Annotated in this window: 15 protein-coding genes, 1 pseudogene and 1 riboswitch; of the genes and pseudogenes, 12 read left to right on the top strand and 4 right to left on the bottom strand. The window is 61.5% G+C overall.

Annotated features, from left to right (window positions below):
• Window positions 1-10 precede the first annotated feature (10 nt).
• From AB4N47_RS08125 to AB4N47_RS08110, 4 genes are all read left to right on the top strand, one after another.
• Window positions 11-496, top strand: coding sequence for a flavin reductase family protein (locus AB4N47_RS08125; RefSeq protein ID WP_341637288.1), 486 nt, complete (start codon window positions 11-13; stop codon window positions 494-496).
• Window positions 497-705: 209 nt separating this feature from the next.
• Window positions 706-1,095 (top strand): carboxymuconolactone decarboxylase family protein, encoded by a 390-nt coding sequence (locus AB4N47_RS08120; protein WP_460154456.1) that lies wholly within the window; start codon window positions 706-708, stop codon window positions 1,093-1,095.
• A 57-nt stretch (window positions 1,096-1,152) separates the two neighbouring features.
• Window positions 1,153-1,917 carry a GntR family transcriptional regulator gene (locus AB4N47_RS08115; RefSeq protein WP_016775014.1) on the top strand — a complete coding sequence of 255 codons (765 nt, stop codon included), beginning with the start codon at window positions 1,153-1,155 and terminating at the stop codon, window positions 1,915-1,917.
• A gap of 1 nt (window position 1,918) precedes the next feature.
• Window positions 1,919-2,482 (top strand): NUDIX hydrolase, encoded by a 564-nt coding sequence (locus AB4N47_RS08110; protein WP_016775015.1) that lies wholly within the window; start codon window positions 1,919-1,921, stop codon window positions 2,480-2,482.
• Window positions 2,483-2,620: 138 nt separating this feature from the next.
• Here the strand turns inward: AB4N47_RS08110 and AB4N47_RS08105 are convergent, their stop codons facing one another.
• Complete coding sequence (locus AB4N47_RS08105; RefSeq protein WP_341637286.1) at window positions 2,621-2,917, bottom strand: DUF1330 domain-containing protein; 297 nt, start codon at window positions 2,915-2,917, stop codon at window positions 2,621-2,623.
• Window positions 2,918-2,985: 68 nt separating this feature from the next.
• Here AB4N47_RS08105 and ribBA point away from each other — a divergent pair, with 68 nt between their 5' ends.
• The 5 genes from ribBA (at window position 2,986) to AB4N47_RS08080 (ending at window position 8,371) form a co-directional block, all read left to right on the top strand.
• Window positions 2,986-4,095: a bifunctional 3,4-dihydroxy-2-butanone-4-phosphate synthase/GTP cyclohydrolase II gene (gene ribBA, locus AB4N47_RS08100; protein ID WP_122698098.1), complete on the top strand. Its 1,110-nt coding sequence runs from the start codon at window positions 2,986-2,988 to the stop codon at window positions 4,093-4,095.
• A 357-nt stretch (window positions 4,096-4,452) separates the two neighbouring features.
• On the top strand, window positions 4,453-5,478 hold the full coding sequence (locus tag AB4N47_RS08095) for an ABC transporter substrate-binding protein (RefSeq protein ID WP_016775018.1): 1,026 nt from the start codon (window positions 4,453-4,455) through the stop codon (window positions 5,476-5,478).
• On the top strand, window positions 5,475-6,383 hold the full coding sequence (locus AB4N47_RS08090) for an ABC transporter permease (RefSeq protein ID WP_341637539.1): 909 nt from the start codon (window positions 5,475-5,477) through the stop codon (window positions 6,381-6,383). The genes AB4N47_RS08095 and AB4N47_RS08090 overlap by 4 nt, the downstream gene beginning before the upstream one ends.
• 6 nt (window positions 6,384-6,389) lie before the next feature.
• Window positions 6,390-7,199 carry an ABC transporter permease gene (locus tag AB4N47_RS08085; protein WP_007918021.1) on the top strand — a complete coding sequence of 270 codons (810 nt, stop codon included), beginning with the start codon at window positions 6,390-6,392 and terminating at the stop codon, window positions 7,197-7,199.
• Window positions 7,200-7,216: 17 nt separating this feature from the next.
• Window positions 7,217-8,371, top strand: a complete 1,155-nt coding sequence (locus tag AB4N47_RS08080) for an ABC transporter ATP-binding protein (protein WP_282386921.1) — start codon at window positions 7,217-7,219, stop codon at window positions 8,369-8,371.
• A 127-nt stretch (window positions 8,372-8,498) separates the two neighbouring features.
• On the opposite strand, the gene map is transcribed toward AB4N47_RS08080, so the two are convergent.
• The gene (gene map / locus AB4N47_RS08075; protein WP_341637285.1) at window positions 8,499-9,290 is read right to left on the bottom strand and encodes a type I methionyl aminopeptidase; all 792 of its coding nucleotides are present in this window, start codon (window positions 9,288-9,290) and stop codon (window positions 8,499-8,501) included.
• Entirely contained in the window at window positions 9,287-9,514 is a 228-nt protein-coding gene (locus AB4N47_RS08070; RefSeq protein WP_007918027.1) for a ParD-like family protein, read from the bottom strand. The genes map and AB4N47_RS08070 overlap by 4 nt, the downstream gene beginning before the upstream one ends.
• A 120-nt stretch (window positions 9,515-9,634) precedes the next feature.
• A riboswitch (cobalamin riboswitch) is annotated at window positions 9,635-9,828 on the top strand.
• 139 nt (window positions 9,829-9,967) lie between these two features.
• Here AB4N47_RS08070 and AB4N47_RS08065 point away from each other — a divergent pair.
• The 3 genes and pseudogenes from AB4N47_RS08065 to AB4N47_RS08055 all read left to right on the top strand — a co-directional run.
• The gene (locus tag AB4N47_RS08065; RefSeq protein WP_341637284.1) at window positions 9,968-10,981 is read left to right on the top strand and encodes an ABC transporter substrate-binding protein; all 1,014 of its coding nucleotides are present in this window, start codon (window positions 9,968-9,970) and stop codon (window positions 10,979-10,981) included.
• The gene (locus AB4N47_RS08060) at window positions 10,978-11,994 is read left to right on the top strand and encodes a FecCD family ABC transporter permease (RefSeq protein ID WP_445941180.1); all 1,017 of its coding nucleotides are present in this window, start codon (window positions 10,978-10,980) and stop codon (window positions 11,992-11,994) included. The genes AB4N47_RS08065 and AB4N47_RS08060 overlap by 4 nt, the downstream gene beginning before the upstream one ends.
• 92 nt (window positions 11,995-12,086) lie before the next feature.
• Window positions 12,087-12,755, top strand: a pseudogene (locus tag AB4N47_RS08055) (ABC transporter ATP-binding protein); the annotation flags it as partial.
• A 210-nt stretch (window positions 12,756-12,965) separates the two neighbouring features.
• On the opposite strand, the gene metE reads toward AB4N47_RS08055, so the two are convergent.
• Window positions 12,966-15,254: a 5-methyltetrahydropteroyltriglutamate--homocysteine S-methyltransferase gene (gene metE, locus AB4N47_RS08050; protein WP_341637283.1), complete on the bottom strand. Its 2,289-nt coding sequence runs from the start codon at window positions 15,252-15,254 to the stop codon at window positions 12,966-12,968.
• Window positions 15,255-15,507 lie beyond the last annotated feature (253 nt).

The raw sequence follows: 15,507 nt of genomic DNA, 5'->3' as shown, positions 1-15,507 counted from the left end.
GTCCTGCGAAATGATCGAACCCGGCATTTACAAAGACGTCATGAGCTCGTTTCCGTCCGGCGTCACGGTGGTCACCACCCTCGACCCGGACGGCGGCATCGTCGGCATCACCGCCAGCGCGTTCAGCGCGCTGTCGATCGACCCGGCGCTGGTGCTGTTCTGCCCCAACTATGCGTCCGACACCTACCCGGTGCTGCGCGACAGCAAAAAATTCGCCATCCATTTGCTCTCCGCCGAGCAGACCGCCGAAGCCTACGCGTTCGCCGGCAAGGGCAAGGAAAAGGCCAAGGGCATCGAGTGGCACCTGAGCGACTTGGGCAACCCGATCCTGGCCAAGGCGACGGCGATCATCGAGTGCGGGTTGTGGCGTGAATACGACGGCGGCGATCACGCGATCATTGTCGGCGCAGTGAAGAACCTGATCCTGCCCGAGCAACCGGTGACGCCGATGATTTATCACAAGGGCAAGTTGGGCGCGTTGCCCGCCTTGACCTGATTGCCCCACCCAACTCCCACTGTGGAACGACCCATTGTGGTGAGGGGATTTATCCCCGACCGGCTGCGAAGCAGTCGTAAAACCATTGCGCGCGGAATATCTGGCAAATCGCGTTGCAGGTGTTGGGGGTGCTTCGCACCCCGTCGGGGATAAATCCCCTCACCACAGGGTTCATTCCAACAAGGGGATCTGTGTTGTGAGGAGGAATGATGAGTAACGAGAAGTATGAAAAAGGTCTGAAAATCCGCACCCAGGTATTGGGCGAAGCCTACGTGCAGCGCTCGATCGAGAACGCCGACGACTTCACCCGCCCGCTGCAGGAAATGGTCACTGAATACTGCTGGGGCCATGTCTGGGGGCGTGAGGGTCTGTCGCTCAAGGAGCGCAGCATGATCAACCTGGCAATGATCTCGGCGCTCAACCGCCCGCATGAACTCAAGCTGCATGTGCGTGGCGCCTTGCGTAACGGCCTGAGTCGTGAGCAAATACGCGAAATTCTGCTTCAGATCGGCATTTATTGCGGCGTTCCGGCGGCCGTGGACAGTTTCCGGCTGGCCCGTGAAGCCTTTGCCGAAGCCGACGCCGAGGCCTCCAGTTAACCCTCGGCTGTTTTGATGCCCGTCTGGCATGGACAGCCAAGCTCAAGAGCGGACCCCATGAAACGCCAGCCACTCGACGACAGCTTCAAGGTCAATCGCAACCCCGTTACCCTGCGCGAAATCGTGCTGGACAAACTGCGTAGCGCGATCATGAATTTCCAGCTCATGCCAGGTGATCGTCTGGTCGAACGCGACCTGTGCGATCGTCTCGGCGTCAGCCGCACTTCGGTGCGCGAAGCTTTGCGTCACCTTGAATCCGAAGGTCTCGTCGAATTCGCCGATGCCAAAGGCCCGCGCGTAGCCATCATCACCCTCGACGACGCCGTCGATATCTACGAACTGCGTTGTGTGCTCGAAGGCCTGATCGTGCAACTGTTCACCCTGCGCGCCAAAGCCAAGGACATCAAAGCCCTGGAAAAAGCCCTCGATGACAACCGCAAAGCGTTGAAGGACGGCGAGCTGCAACAGGTCATCGACTCGGTGCAGGGCTTCTACGACGTGCTGCTCGAAGGCTCGGGCAACCATGTCGCCGCCACCCAATTGCGTCAGTTGCAGGCACGCATCAGCTATCTGCGCGCGACCTCGGTGTCCCAGGAGAACCGACGCGGCGCGAGTAATCACGAGATGGAAAAAATGGTCGAGGCGATCAAGAGCGGCGATCCGCTGGCGGCGCATCAGGCGTGTGTCGATCACGTCCGCGCGGCCGCCGCCGTGGCCCTCGATTACCTCAAGCGCAAACAGGAAGAAACCGGCGTCGCCGTCAAAGGCACCCCGGCGATCACCCTGCCGATCGCGCTGAAAGAACCCCGCATAGGTCAATGACATGTTCAGCCCGAGCTTTTGCCCGAAATGCGGTGGCCCTGACCTCGGTCAGCAGACGCCGCCGGGTGATACGCACGAGCGCCTGATGTGCCGCGGCTGCGGCTATATCCACTACGTCAATCCGAAGATCATTGCCGGCTGCATCATTGAGCAGGACGGCAAATATCTCCTGTGCCAACGGGCGATCCCACCACGCCCGGGCACCTGGACTCTGCCGGCCGGTTTCATGGAAAGCTTTGAGACCACCGAGCAGGCGGCGCTGCGCGAAGTCTGGGAAGAAAGCGGCGTGCGCGCGGAAATCGTCTCGCCGTATTCGATCTTCAGCGTGCCGAAGATCAGCGAGGTGTACATCATCTTCCGCGCCATCGCCCTGGAGATCACCGGGCAGTACGGGCCGGAGACCATGGATTACAAGTTCTTCGCCCCTGAAGAGATTCCGTGGGAGCAGATCTACTACCCGGCGATCCGGCAGATTCTCGAGCGCTATATCGAAGAGCGCCAGGCCGGCGTTTACGGGATTTACATGGGCAATGATGACAGCGGCAAGATCCATTTCATGCGCTAAAAATCACCTTCCCCCTGATCGTTCCCACGCTCCGCGTGGGAATGCCTCTACGGACGCTCCGCGTTCGGCTCTGGATGGGACGCAGAGCGTCCCGGGCTGCATTCCCACGCGGAGCGTGGGAACGATCATCAGTGTGGCTTAAATTGGGTTGATGCCTTCAACGATGATGATCTCCGCCTTCGCCCATTCTTCGCGATAACTTTTCGCCTCCTGATACGCCGCCGAGCGGTAGCACGCCACGGCTGTTTCGTAGCTTTCAAACTCGATGATCACCGTGCGCTGTGGCGTCTGCCGCCCTTCCATCGCTTCGCTGCGCCCGCCTCTGGCCAGGAACTTGCCGCCGAATGCGGCAATCGCCTGCGGGGTGCGCTGGGTGTATTGGCTGTAGTGCTCGGCATCGGCTATATCCACATGTGCAATCCAGTACGCCTTCATAGTGACCTCTTTGTTGATTTTGTATTATGGTATACCAATATATTTCCAACGAACCCTGAGAGTCCAGCATGGCCTTCAACAGCATCGAAGAAATCATCGAAGATTATCGCCTCGGCAAAATGGTCCTGCTGGTCGATGACGAAGACCGCGAGAACGAAGGCGACCTGCTGCTGGCCGCTGATCGTTGCACACCGGAGGCTATCAGCTTCATGGCCCGCGAAGCGCGCGGGCTGATCTGCCTGACCCTGACCGACGAACATTGTCAGCGCTTGGGCCTTGAGCAAATGGTACCCGCCAATGGCAGCGTGTTCAGCACTGCATTTACCGTGTCGATCGAAGCGGCGGTTGGCGTGACTACCGGCATTTCTGCCGCCGACCGGGCCTGCACCGTTGCCGCCGCCGTCGCGCCGAATGCCCGCGCCGAAGACCTGGTGCAGCCCGGTCATATCTTTCCGTTGCGCGCCAAGGAAGGTGGCGTGCTGACCCGCGCCGGGCATACCGAGGCCGGCTGCGATCTGGCGCGCCTCGCCGGTTTCACCCCGGCCTCGGTGATTGTCGAAGTCATGAACGACGACGGCACCATGGCCCGCCGCCCGGATCTGGAGCAGTTCGCGCGCAAGCACGGGATCAAGATCGGCACCATTGCCGACCTGATCCACTACCGCCTGAGCACCGAGCACACCATCGAACGCATCGGTGAACGTGAGCTGCCGACGGTGCATGGCACGTTCCGCTTGATCACCTTCGAAGATCGCATCGAAGGCGGCGTGCACATGGCAATGGTCATGGGCGAGTTGCGCCGTGAAGAGCCGACCCTGGTGCGCGTGCATGTGATCGATCCACTGCGCGATCTGGTCGGCGCCGAGTACAGCGGGCCGACGAACTGGACGCTGTGGGCGGCGCTGCAACGGGTCGCGGCGGAAGGTCATGGGGTTGTGGTGGTGCTGGCCAATCATGAATCGTCGCAGGCCTTGCTCGAACGCGTGCCGCAGCTGACCCAACCGCCACGGCAGTTCAGCCGTTCGCAATCGCGGATTTATTCCGAAGTCGGGACTGGGGCGCAGATTCTGCAGAACCTTGGGGTTGGCAAGCTGCGCCACCTCGGTCCGCCGCTGAAGTATGCGGGGTTGACCGGGTATGACCTTGAGGTGGTTGAGAGCATTCCGTTCACCGAATGACCCTGTTATCGATACTCCCCTGTGGCGAGGGGATTTATCCCCGTCGGGCTGCGAAGCGGCCCCGATTCCTGCCAACGCGATCCGCCAGAAATATCGCATGTCCCGCTTTCAGGGCTGCTCCGCAGCCCAACGGGGATAAATCCCCTCGCCACAGTTTCATTCGCTACACATTTGGATGAAGACCGGAAAGACAGATCCGCCAGATAACCGGTAAGGCAAAGTGCTTGCACAAAGTTTGGAATACCATAATATGATATTCCATAGACCGGACGAACAAAAAAACCGTCCAGCTACTGCTCCCGACAGGCGGGCAACAACGCAAGGCCCGCTCAAAAACACAACAATGAGGGCGTGAACATGGTGTTGAACAAAGCTGCAACCGCGATCTTTTTCGCGGGACTGCTCAGCGTTACCGGCCAGGCTGCAATGGCTGCCGAAAGCGTGAATTTTGTCAGCTGGGGCGGTAGCACCCAGGATGCGCAGAAACAGGCCTGGGCCGATCCGTTCAGCAAGGCCAGCGGCATCACCGTCGTCCAGGACGGCCCCACCGACTACGGCAAACTCAAAGCCATGGTCGAGAGCGGCAACGTGCAGTGGGACGTAGTCGATGTCGAAGCCGACTTCGCTCTGCGCGCCGCTGCCGAAGGCCTGCTCGAACCCCTCGATTTCAAAGTGATCCAGCGCGACAGGATCGACCCGCGCTTTGTCAGCGATCACGGCGTCGGTTCGTTCTTCTTCTCCTTTGTCCTCGGCTACAACGAAGGCAAGCTCGGCGCCAACAAGCCGCAGGACTGGAGCGCGCTGTTCGACACCAAGACCTACCCCGGCAAACGCGCCCTGTACAAATGGCCAAGCCCCGGCGTGCTCGAACTGGCGCTGCTGGCCGACGGCGTTGCGGCTGACAAGCTCTACCCGCTGGATCTGGATCGCGCCTTCAAGAAACTCGACACCATCAAGAAAGACATCGTCTGGTGGGGCGGCGGCGCGCAGTCGCAGCAACTGCTGGCGTCCGGCGAAGCGAGCATGGGCCAGTTCTGGAATGGCCGTGTGCACGCCTTGCAGGAAGACGGCGCACCGGTCGGCGTGAGTTGGAAGCAGAACCTGGTCATGGCCGACATTCTGGTCATCCCCAAAGGCTCGAAAAACAAAGATGCGGCGATGAAGTTCCTCGCCAATGCCAGCAGCGCCAAAGGCCAGGCCGACTTCTCCAACCTGACCGCCTACGCGCCGGTCAACCTCGACAGTGTGGAGCGTCTGGATTCGACGCTGGCCCCCAACCTGCCGACGGCTTACGCCAAGGATCAGATCACCCTTGATTTCGCTTACTGGGCCAAGAACGGTCCGGCTATCGCGACACGGTGGAACGAATGGCTGGTCAAATGAAAATCGCGGCCACTGCGCCTCGTCCTTCCACTGCCACCGGGAGCGCCGCCGGCGCTGCCGGTTCGGCTTTCAAGCAACGCTGGCGCGGCGCCGGCAACCTCGCTCCGGCGCTGCTGTTCCTCGGCCTGTTCTTTCTCGCGCCGTTGATTGGCCTGCTGTTGCGCGGCGTGCTCGAACCTGTGCCGGGTCTCGGCAACTACGAACAACTGTTCGCCAACTCGGCCTATGCGCGGGTGCTGCTCAACACCTTTTCGGTGGCCGGGCTGGTGACGCTGTTCAGCCTGCTGCTGGGCTTTCCGCTGGCCTGGGCGATCACCCTGGTGCCGCGCGGTTGGGGGCGCTGGATCCTCAATATCGTGTTGCTGTCGATGTGGACCAGCCTGCTCGCCCGCACCTATTCGTGGCTGGTGTTGCTGCAAGCCTCGGGGGTAATCAACAAGGCGCTGATGGCGATGGGCATCATCGATCAACCGCTGGAGATGGTGCACAACCTCACGGGCGTGGTGATCGGCATGAGCTACATCATGATCCCGTTCATCGTGCTGCCGTTGCAGGCAACCATGCAGGCCATCGACCCGATGATCCTGCAGGCCGGCTCGATCTGCGGCGCCAGTCCGTGGACCAACTTCTTCCGGGTGTTCCTGCCGCTGTGCCGGCCGGGCCTGGCGTCCGGCGGTTTGATGGTGTTCGTGATGTCGCTCGGTTACTACGTCACCCCCGCTTTGCTGGGCGGGGCACAGAACATGATGCTGCCGGAGTTCATCATTCAGCAGGTGCAATCGTTCCTCAACTGGGGCCTGGCCAGTGCCGGCGCCGCGTTGCTGATCGCAATCACCCTGGTGCTGTTCTACTTCTACCTGAAGCTTCAACCGGAATCCCCGGTTGGCGCCAGTAACGCGAGGTAAGCCGACATGCTCCTGACCCCCAATGCCATGAGCCGGCGCATGCGTTTCGGCCTCTACGCCACGACTGGGCTGATCGGTCTGTTCCTGCTGTTGCCGATCGTGTTCATCGTGCTGCTGTCGTTCGGCTCCTCGCAGTGGCTGGTGTTCCCGCCACCGGGCTGGACGCTGAAATGGTACGGCCAGTTTTTCTCCAACCCCGACTGGATGAACGCCGCTGCCGCCAGCCTCAAGGTTGCCGTGCTGACCACGATCTGCGCCGTGGCCCTCGGTTTGCCGACCGCGTTTGCGCTGGTGCGAGGGCGCTTTCCCGGCCGCGAGATGCTCTACGGCCTGTTCACCCTGCCGATGATCGTGCCGCTGGTGATCATCGCCGTGGCGGTGTACGCGCTGTTTCTCAAGCTCGGCTATACCGGGACCATGTTCGCCTTCGTCGTCAGCCATGTGATCGTCGCGCTGCCGTTCACCATCATCTCGATCATCAACTCGCTGAAGCTGTTCGATCAGTCGATTGAAGACGCGGCGGTGATCTGCGGTGCCTCGCGCTTGCAAGCGGTGTTCAAGGTGACATTCCCGGCGATCCGCCCGGGGATGGTCGCCGGCGCCCTCTTCGCCTTCCTCGTTTCATGGGACGAAGTGGTGCTCAGCGTGATGATGGCAAGCCCGACTCTGCAAACCCTTCCCGTGAAAATGTGGACCACCCTGCGCCAAGACCTGACCCCGGTGATCGCCGTCGCTTCGACGCTGCTGATCGGCCTGTCGGTATTGGTCATGGTGATCGCCGCCGCGCTGCGCCGGCGCAACGAAATCAGCGCCTGAGCGCCCAGGAGTACGACATGAGTGCCGTGATCAAAGACGCATCCCAGCAGAGCGACAAACCCCTGGTCAGCCTGCGCAACCTGAACAAGCACTACGGCGATTTTGCTGCCGTCGATAACATCTCGCTGGACATCAAGGACGGCGAATTCCTGACCTTTCTCGGCTCCAGCGGCTCGGGCAAGAGTACGACGCTGTCGATGCTCGCCGGGTTCGAAACACCGAGCAGCGGCGAGATCCTCGTCAACGGCCAGTCGCTGGTCAACGTGCCGCCGCACAAGCGCGACATCGGCATGGTCTTCCAGCGCTATTCGCTGTTCCCGCATCTGTCGGTGCGCGACAACATCGCCTTCCCTTTGGCGATCCGTAAACTGGCTGCCGCCGAGCGTGAAAAACGCGTCGATGCGATGTTGAAGCTGGTGCAGCTCGAACAGTTCGCCCATCGCCGCCCTTCGCAACTGTCCGGCGGTCAGCAACAACGTGTCGCCATCGCCAGGGCACTGGTTTACGAGCCACGCATCCTGCTGATGGACGAACCGCTGGGCGCGCTGGACAAGAAGCTGCGCGAGGACTTGCAGGATGAACTGCGCCAGCTGCACCGGCGCCTGGGTATCACCATCGTTTACGTGACCCACGACCAGGAAGAAGCCATGCGGCTGTCGCAACGCATCGCGATTTTCAGCCACGGCAAAATCGTTGGTCTGGGCAGTGGTTACGACCTTTACCAGAATCCGCCGAATGCCTTTGTCGCGTCGTTTCTGGGCAATTCGAACTTCCTCAAGCTCAAGGCGCAAGGCAATGCGGCAGCGAGTTTCGAGGGGCAGTTGTTGTCGATTCGGCTGACGTCCGGGTTGCACACTGATCAGGATGTGCTGCTGATGGTGCGTCCGGAAAAGGCCTTGGCGCTGAGCACGCAGCAGGCGCTGGATGAGCCGCTGGCGGCGGGTTGGAATGAGGTATCGGCGAATGTTGTGGAGGTGCTGTTTCTCGGTGAGAGCCAGACGTGCAGCGTGGTCACTGCGGGCGGGACGTCGATGACGGTGAAAGCGCTGTCGGCGGCAGGCATGCCGCTCAAGGCCGGCGATCCGGTCCGGGTGCGCTGGGCGACGGCGGATGCTTGTGTTTACACCGAATGGACCGAGAGCGATTTGAACAAGGCTGCCGGTGCTCACTAGATTTCCAATCCACTGAAATCCCCCTGTGGGAGCGAGCCTGCTCGCGAATGCGCTGTGTCACTCAACATTAATGGTGACTGACACAACCTTTTCGCGAGCAGGCTCGCTCCCACAGGTTCGGGATTGTTCAATTGATCGGGGAATACCCTTCAATCTGATCCGGCCACGCCGTCAGCACTTCAAACCCGTTTTCCGTCACCGCGACCATATGCTCCCACTGCGCCGACAAGGAGCCATCCTTGGTCAGCACGGTCCAGCCGTCTGGCATGTTCTTCACATGGCGTTTGCCGGCATTGAGCATCGGTTCCACGGTGAAAATCATCCCGGCCTTGAGCTTCAGCCCTTGATTGGGAAAGCCGTAATGCAGGATTTGCGGTTCGTCGTGATAGACCTTGCCGATGCCATGGCCGCAGTACTCGCGCACCACGCTGAAGCCCTCCGCCTCCGCCAGGCTCTGGATCGCATGACCGATATCGCCCAGCGTTGCGCCCGGTTTCACTGCGCGAATGCCCGCGCACATCGCGTCGTAAGTGGTCTTGATCAGGTGCTGCGCTTCAGGAGTCGCCTCGCCCACCACATACATGCGACTGGTATCGCCGAACCAGCCGTCCTTGATCACCGCGATGTCGAGGTTGACGATGTCGCCGTCTTTCAATGGCGTACCCGATGGAATGCCGTGGCACACCACATCGTTGACCGACGCGCAGACGGTTTTCGGAAAGCCGTGATAACCGACGTTGGCCGGCACGGCTTTCTGCACATTGACGATGTAGTCGTTGCACAACCGGTCCAGCTCATCGGTGGTCACCCCGGCCTTCACATGCGGCACCAGCATCGCCAGTACTTCGGCGGCGAGTTTGCCGGCGGCGCGGGATTTTTCGATGTCGGCCGGCGTGTTGATCTTGATCTGGTTTCTCATGCGCTGACGGCTTCCTGAGTCAGTTGTTGCAGATCCAGGCCACCGTTCTGTTCGGCGCGGATCAGCAGGCGGCAAATGGCGCTGTGGTCGAGGTTGGGGTGCAGCTCGGCGAGCATGCCGATGCGCATCCAGTGCTCGGCCTGCGCGTTGATCGAGCGGCTGAGGGCGTTGCTGGAGATGCGCAGGTTCTCGTGCATGTCCTCTGAAATTTTTACGATGCCCATATTTGTATCCGATACGAAATGTATATGGAACGTATATTAATCAGTGCATACGGCCGATTGCAATGCCGACGACAAAATCGACGCTGTGGCAGATTCGCCTCCCCCTCCACCGTGCAAATCGACTACCATGCCGCCGCCGGTTTCCACACGGAATTAATAGGGAATCCGAAATGCTTGCACAGCATCAATCGGAACTGCCCCCGCAACTGTAGGTGCCGAGCCTGCTCCTCGACTGCCACTGGGTGAACCCCGGGAAGGCCGGAGCGTGGCGATGACGCATCAGTCAGGAGACCTGCCGGCACAGCGACTGACTAACCGGCGGGGTGTCCGGGAAGGACATCGTGCCGCGCGTATTTTCCCCGTGCCGGCCTTGCGCAGTTTCCACGACTGCGCCCGAGGTGTGTTTCCAACCGTACCCGCCCGCTCCCGTACGGTTCCCCTGGAGACTGCCCCATGCTGCTGCCCCGCGTTGCCACCCTGCTCACCGCTCTGAGCCTTTGCGCCCTGGCGCAAGCGTCGCCGACTGCGTATCCGCTGACCGTGGAAAACTGTGGCAGCAGCCTGACCTTTCAGCACGCGCCTGCGCGCACGGTGACCATCGGCCAGGCCGGTACGGAAATGCTTTATGCCTTGGGCCTGGGCGACAAAGTCGTCGGCACCTCGTTGTGGTTCAACGACGTGCTGGGCACATACAAAGCGCAGAACGACAGGATCGAGCGCCTCGCCGACAACGAGCCGAGTTTCGAAGCGGTGATCGCTAAACGCCCGGAGCTGGTTGCCGTCGAGCTGGAATGGATGGTCGGCCCGCAAGGCGCGGTCGGCACTCGCGAGCAGTTTCATGAACTGAAGATTCCTACCTATCTGCTGCCCTCCGATTGCGAAGCCAAGGACAACCTCGTCGGCTCGGACGGCACGCGGCTGGCGCCGTTTCGCATCGACAGCATCTACAAAGCCGTGAGCCAGCTCGCAGCGATTTTCGATGTGCAGGCGCGTGGCGAGCAGCTCAATGAGCAGCTCAAAGCCAGCCTCGCGCAGTCGATCGCCACCGCGAAAAAGCAGCAGCGCAAAGACGTCAGCGCCCTTGTGTGGTTCTCCAGCGCCGAGATGGACATCGAGCCGTTCGTGGCCGGGCACAAAGGCGTTCCCGATTTCATGCTCAGCACCCTCGGCGTGCGCAACGTCGTCGAGTCGGATGAAGAATGGCCGACCGTCGGCTGGGAAACCATCGCCAAGGCCAACCCGACATTTCTGGTGATCGCGCGCATGGATCGTCGGCGTTTCCCGGCGGACGACTATCAGAAAAAACTCGCCTTCCTGCGCAGTGATCCGGTGACGCGCAACATGGACGCGGTCAAGCACAACCGCATCATCATCCTAGACGCCATGGACATGCAGGCCAGCCTGCGCACCTTCGACGGCCTCGCACAACTGGCCAGCGCGATCAACGGCTACGACCTGTCGCCATGAGCAGACGCCTGATCCGTTTGCTGCTGGTGCTGTTGACGTTGTCGGTCGCGCTGATTGGCGGCGTGGCTATTGGCGAGACTTCGATCGAGCCGAGCGTGGTATTGCAGGTGCTGGCCAACAAGCTGTGGAGCGCCGGTTATGTGCTCGACCCGATCGACGAAGGTATCGTCTGGAACTATCGCCTGACCCGCGCGCTGGTCGCGGCGGCTTGCGGCGCCGGCCTGGCGACGTGCGGGGTGATTCTGCAATCGCTGCTGCGCAATCCGCTGGCCGATCCGTATCTGCTGGGGATTTCCGCGGGTGCCTCGACCGGCGCGGTGATGGTCGCCCTGCTTGGCGTCGGCGCCGGGGCGATTTCATTGTCGGTCGGTGCCTTTGCCGGCGCGGTGACCGCGTTCGTACTGGTGATCCTGTTGGCGCGGGTCAGCGGCTCGGCCAGCGGCACCGGGCAGATCATTCTGGCCGGGATCGCCGGTTCGCAATTGTTCAACGCCCTCACCGCGTTTCTGATCACCCGCTCGGCCAGCTCCGAACAAGCGCGCGGGATCATGTTCTGGCTGCTCGGCAATCTCGGCGGCGTGCGCTGGCCGTCGGTGTGGCTGGCGGTCCCAGTGGCCTTGCTCGGGCTGGTCGTTTGTCTGTGGCACCGCCGGGCGCTGGATGCGTTCACCTTTGGCGCGGACTCGGCAGCCTCCCTCGGCATTGCCGTGCGCCGAGTGCAGATCCTGCTGATCGGCTGCGCCGCGCTGGTGACGGCGGTGATGGTGTCGATTGTCGGCTCGATCGGCTTTGTCGGTCTGGTGATTCCCCATGCCGCGCGGTTGTTGCTCGGCACGGGGCATGCGCGTCTGTTGCCCGCCAGTGCGCTGGGCGGTGCGGTGTTTCTGATTGCCGCCGATGTGCTGTCGCGCACCCTGATCAAGGGTCAGGTGATCCCGGTCGGCGTGATCACTGCGCTGGTCGGCGCACCGGTGTTCGCGCTGATTCTGGTGGGCCGGAGATCGGCGCGATGAACACGGTTTTAAGTTGTGCGGGTGTGGGCTTCAAAGTGCGCGGTGCCGAGTTGCTCAATGGTGTCAGTCTCGATGTTCAGCGCGGCGAGACCCTGGGCATTGTCGGGCCGAACGGTTCGGGGAAATCCACGCTGCTGAAACTGCTCGCCGGCCTGCGCGAACCGAGCGCGGGCCATGTGCAGCTCGGCGGTCAGGCGCTGGGCAAAATGTCGCGGCGCAGCATCGCGCAGACGCTCGCGGTGGTTGAGCAACAGGCCGATACCGACGATGGCATTCGCGTGTTCGACGCGGTGGCGCTGGGGCGCACGCCGTGGTTGTCGGCGCTGCAACCGTGGTCGCCGGCCGATGACGCCATCGTCGAGCAAGCGCTGGTCGACGTCGACGCCGTGCACCTGCGCAACCGCCTCTGGCGCAGCCTCTCCGGTGGCGAACGCCAGCGCGTGCACATCGCCCGCGCACTGGCCCAGCGCCCGCAGATCCTGCTGCTCGACGAGCCGGCCAACCACCTCGATATCCAGCATCAGTTGAGCATTCTGCAAGTGGTGCGCGCACTGCCGGTGACGACGTTGATCGCCCTGCACGATCTCAATCAGGCGCTCAAGTGCGATCGCCTGGCGGTGTTGGAGCGCGGGCGTCTGGTGGCATTGGGCGAGCCGCTGCACGTGCTGACGCCGGAGCGGTTACAGACGACTTTCGGCGTCAGGGCGCACTATCTGACGGACCCGTTCGATGGTGCACCGATATTGCGTTTCCTTGCCTGATGCATGTGTAGCTGACACACCGCTTTCGCGAGCAGGCTCGCTCCCACAAAGGATTTGTGTGTTGCCGTGAATGACAGGGGGAACGCGAATTCTGTGGGAGCGAGCTTGCTCGCGAAAGCGTCAGGTCATCCAACATTGAGGTCGACTGACACACCGCTTTCGCGAGCAGGCTCGCTCCCACAGGGTTATGTATTCCAGGGCGGTAAAGGGTCAGGCCCACTCTTTGCGCAGTTGCCGTGCGGCGCTGACCATGTGCACCAGCGCCGCTTCGGTCTCAGGCCAGCCTCGGGTTTTCAAACCGCAATCCGGATTGACCCACAGACGCTCAACCGGAATACGCTGCGCCGCCTTGCGCAGCAAGCCAACCATTTCCGACACATCGGGAATCCGTGGCGAGTGAATATCGTACACGCCGGGGCCGATGTCGTTCGGGTAGGCGAACGCTTCAAACGCTTCGAGCAGTTCCATGTCCGAACGCGAGGTTTCAATGGTGATGACATCGGCGTCCATCGCCGCGATCGACTCGATCACATCGTTGAATTCGCTGTAGCACATGTGCGTGTGGATTTGCGTTTCGTCGCGCACGCCGGAGGCGCACAGGCGGAACGCTGCGCTTGCCCATTCCAGATACGCCGGCCACTGCGCCCGGCGTAACGGCAAGCCTTCACGGAACGCCGCTTCGTCGATCTGCACGATTTTGATTCCTGCCGCTTCCAGATCATTCACCTCGTCACGAATGGCCAGCGCCAGTTGTCGTGCCTGCACTTCGCGGCTGACATCTTCGCGCGGGAACGACCACATCAGCATGGTCACCGGGCCGGTCAGCATGCCTTTCATGACCTTGTCGGTGAGGCCCTGGGCGTAACGAATCCACTCGACCGTCATCGCTTGCGGGCGGCGCAGGTCACCGAAGATCACCGCCGGTTTGACGCAGCGCGAACCATAGCTCTGCACCCAGCCAAAGCGGGTGAAGGCATAGCCGTCGAGCTGTTCGGCGAAGTATTCGACCATGTCGTTGCGCTCTGCCTCACCGTGCACCAGCACATCCAGGCCGAGGCGTTCTTGAATTTCCACCGCGTGGCGGATCTCCGTGTGCATCGCATCGGTGTAATCGGCCGCGCTGAGCTTGCCTTGCTTATAGGCCTGACGCGCCAGACGAATCGCCGCCGTCTGCGGAAACGAGCCAATGGTGGTGGTCGGGAATAACGGCAGGTCGAGCTTGCCGCGCTGTTTGGCGATGCGCTGAGCAAACGGCGATTGGCGTTGCGCATCCCTGGCAGTGATCGCCGCGACCCGCGCTTGCACCGCCGGTTTGTGAATACGCGGCGAGGCAGCGCGGCTGGTCTGCACCGAACGGCTTTGCGCGAGGGCACGCAGTACCTTCGGCGCTTCCGGCTCGCTGACCGCTTGGGCGAGCACGGCGACCTCTTCGCACTTCTGCACGGCGAACGCCAGCCAGCTTTTCAGTTCGGCATCGAGTTGGTCTTCCCGGCCCAGATCAACCGGGCTGTGCAGCAACGAGCAGGACGGTGCCACCCATAAGCGATCACCCAGACGTTCATGGGCATGACGCAGTGTCGCCAGCGCGTTTTGCAGATCGCAGCGCCAGACGTTGCGGCCATTGACCACACCCAGCGACAGCACTTTATAGGCCGGCAGACGATCCAGAATGGTCGGGTACTGATCCGGCGCGCGCACCAGATCGATGTGCAGGCCGTCGACCGGCAGGTTCGCCGCAAGACCGAGGTTTTCTTCCAGACCACCGAAGTACGTGGCGAGCAGTTTTTTCAGCGGATCGCGCTGGATCTGGTTGTAGGCGCGCTCGAAGGCATTCTTCCAGTCCTGCGGCAAATCGAGCACCAGAATCGGCTCGTCGATCTGCACCCACTCCACACCCAACGCCGCCAGCCGCGCGAAGATCTGGCCGTACAGCGGCAGCAGGCGGTCAAGCAAATCGAGCTTGTCGAAGTCGGCGCCTTTGGTTTTACCCAGCCACAGATAGGTCAGCGGGCCGAGGATCACCGGTTTGACGTTGTGCCCCAGCGCGCGGGCCTCTTCGGTTTCTTCAAACAGCTGCTCCCAACCCAGGTGGAAGTGCTGGTCGACACTGAATTCCGGTACGAGGTAGTGATAGTTGGTGTCGAACCACTTGGTCATTTCCTGAGCGTGGCCTTCGCCGCAGCAAGTATTGCTGACGCCTCGGGCCATGCTGAACAGGGTCTGCAGCGTGGCTTTGCCGTCGTGCGGACGGAAACGCTCGGGGATCACGCCGAACATCAGCGAGTGGCTCAGCACCTGGTCGTACCAGGCGAAATCGCCGACCGGCAGCAAGTCGATGCCGGCGTTTTTCTGCAAGTCCCAATGGACCTTGCGCAGCTCACGCCCGACGTCACGCAGGCCCGCCTCGTTCAGTTCTCCTTTCCAGAACGCCTCTTGCGCTTTCTTCAGTTCGCGGTCGCGACCGATGCGCGGAAATCCAAGGGAATGGGCCAGTGCCATGACAAACAACTCCAGATGCTTATTCGATGGCGGTATTGTCGGGAACCGTGCTTGATGAAACAAACTCAATAAATTCCAGATCATCACAAGTTCTACTCATGCACAGAAGCCCCCTGCAGGAGCGTCCGAAGGCTGCGATCTTCAGACCGTAGGGACGCAGAGCGTCCCCGGCTGCAGTCCCACGCGGAGCGTGGGAACGATCAGACACCTCAGGGTAACATGCCAGTTTTCGTTCTATCGTTAGATCCAAATG

Source organism: Pseudomonas sp. S3_G06, assembly GCF_054667565.1.
Note: the sequence above shows the minus strand (reverse complement) of the source record. Positions and strands in the feature narration are given on the sequence as shown.